The following is a 2063-nucleotide window of genomic DNA, read 5'->3' as shown; positions in this document are numbered from 1 at the left end:
GCCAGGTGTGGCTGACCACCGAGCAGGGAGCAGGTACCGATCCGGTCATCCGCTTCCAGGGCGATTCGGACGCCCATATCGTGCGCGGCCTCGTCGCCATCATGCTGGCATTGTTTTCGGGCCGGCCGGCAAGCGAGATCCAGGACACGGACGCCGAAGCGACGCTGAAAGAGCTCGGCCTCGATGAGCACCTGTCGCCGCAACGCGCCAACGGCCTCCGCTCGATGGTCAAGCGCATCAAACGCGACGCGGAAGCGGCGCTGAAGCAGACGGCCTGACCTCAGATCTTTTAAAGCAAACGGCGCCCGGAGGGCGCCGTCGAACTGCAGCGGAGGCGAGGCTTATCAGCGGCCCTTGCGCTTGCGGCCGAGACCCATCTTCTTGGCGAGCTGCGAGCGGGCAGCCGCGTAATTGGGGGCGACCATCGGGTAGTTGGCGTCCAGACCCCACTTCTCCCGGTATTCTTCCGGCGTCAGATTGTAGTGGGTCATCAAATGCCGCTTCAGCGACTTGAACTTCTTTCCGTCCTCGAGACAGACGATGTAGTCGTCGTGGACGGAGCGCTTCGGGTTGACGGCCGGCTTCTGCTTTTCGGCCGACGGCTGCTCCGACGAGCCGCCGACGCGGCCCAACGCGGCATGGACGTCGGCAATAAGGTTCGGCAGTTCCCCGACCGGCACCGGGTTGTTGCTGACATAGGCGGCGACGACATCGGCAGTCAGCTCGATCAGCGCATCACCGTTTTTCGAAGGTGTTTCGACGATTTCCATAGTGCTAAGGCCCCAACGAGAGTTTGTTTCTAAAACTGCGCCCTTTTTCTTGGATCGGGCATCGCGCGAATTTCATTCAGGAAAGGCTCTGAGATTCGCGTCGGTTATCTTAATGACGCCGCATTGAAAGTAAGTCAATTCGCATATTGACTTATATTGGTCGATATTCATCAAATATTGCCGATTCAGCTTCAAAAATTCGTGCACCGTGTAACTTCGCGAGATTTTTCTGGCCAGACCAGCATGCCATGACGTTGCGTCATCCGCATGTTAGACATCCGATCGCCGCACTACACGGCGTTCAATGCTTGGCCAATGCTTGGGCGCCGTTGCGCCAGCACAACGAATCCTGCGGCGCAACGAAGCGTAAGGACGTCGCCTTGGCGGCTGGACCCGACAAGGCGGCGCGATGGTATCCCTCAGTGAGGCGCGATATATTTGCCGTAGACCCAGCCGGTGACGAAATGACCGTTCTGCGCCGGATCGTGCCAGACCTCGCACCAGCGATAACGGATCGCCTGGCGCTGCTTCCACTGCGGCTGGCGGGCGATATCGAGCAGGTTTACGCCACCGGTGCAGCGGCCGGTCATCTGCAGCACGGTGCCGTTCGGATAGGCAGCCTGTTTCTGGGATGCGTTGGACGGATACTTTCGCGCATTGAGCGTGTCGCCGAACGGCACGCCCGCTACTTGCCAGGCGGCAAAGACGGTTGCATGAGACTGACTGGAAAAAGCCAGACCCGCCGCGAGGACGGCGACAGACATTGCGGTAGAAACACAGGATTTCATCTTTCCCCCTTCGACTTGGTTTCTGTAGACCACCTTGAACCATGCCCCTTGAACCGCCGCTGAGCGGCGTGTTCATTCGTCATTCAAGCAAATTCCGCAGCGAGACGTAATGACCAGAGATCCCCCCTTGACTTCCGCCTTCCCGGCCGCCAGCCCGCCTATCCCTGAGAAACATCCGGTTTCCGACACGCATCACGGCGTCACCCGCAGCGACGACTATGCCTGGATGCGGGCCGACAACTGGCAGGCCGTGTTCCGTGACCCTTCCCTGCTCGACGGCCGCATCCGGGCTCATCTCGAGGCTGAAAACGCCTATCAGGCGGCGCTGATGGCGGGCACGGCGGACCTGCGCGGCAAGCTGTTTGCCGAGATGAAGGGGCGCATCAAGGAGGATGACTCGACCGTGCCGATGAAGGACGGCCCCTTTGCCTATGGCTCTTCCTTCCGGCAAGGCGGCGAGCAGCCGCGCTATTTCCGCACGCCGCGCGACGGCGGCGCCGAGGAG

3 protein-coding genes and 1 pseudogene are annotated in these 2063 nt (G+C 60.7%); 2 read left to right on the top strand and 2 right to left on the bottom strand.

Annotated features, from left to right (window positions below):
* Positions 1-278, top strand: a 278-nt coding sequence (locus EOD07_RS32285) for a SufE family protein (RefSeq protein WP_206519625.1), incomplete at its 5' end; no start/stop codon positions are given.
* A 66-nt stretch (positions 279-344) separates the two neighbouring features.
* Here EOD07_RS32285 and EOD07_RS32280 read toward each other — a convergent pair.
* Positions 345-770, bottom strand: coding sequence for a MucR family transcriptional regulator (locus tag EOD07_RS32280; protein ID WP_040991330.1), 426 nt, complete (start codon positions 768-770; stop codon positions 345-347).
* Positions 771-1189: 419 nt separating this feature from the next.
* A complete protein-coding gene (locus tag EOD07_RS32275) occupies positions 1190-1534 on the bottom strand; it encodes an SH3 domain-containing protein (protein WP_164772751.1) in 345 nt (114 codons plus the stop codon).
* A gap of 133 nt (positions 1535-1667) precedes the next feature.
* On the opposite strand from EOD07_RS32275, the pseudogene EOD07_RS32270 reads away from it, so the two are divergent.
* Positions 1668-2063, top strand: a pseudogene (locus EOD07_RS32270) (S9 family peptidase); the annotation flags it as partial.

This window comes from Mesorhizobium sp. M2C.T.Ca.TU.002.02.1.1, from assembly GCF_003997225.1.
Note: the sequence above shows the minus strand (reverse complement) of the source record. Positions and strands in the feature narration are given on the sequence as shown.

Excerpts from the sequence above, each read along its gene's own strand:
- EOD07_RS32280 (WP_040991330.1), bottom strand. The coding sequence starts at position 770 with ATGGAAATCGTCGAAACACCTTCGAAAAACGGTGATGCGCTGATCGAG.
- EOD07_RS32275 (WP_164772751.1), bottom strand. The coding sequence starts at position 1,534 with ATGTCTGTCGCCGTCCTCGCGGCGGGTCTGGCTTTTTCCAGTCAGTCT.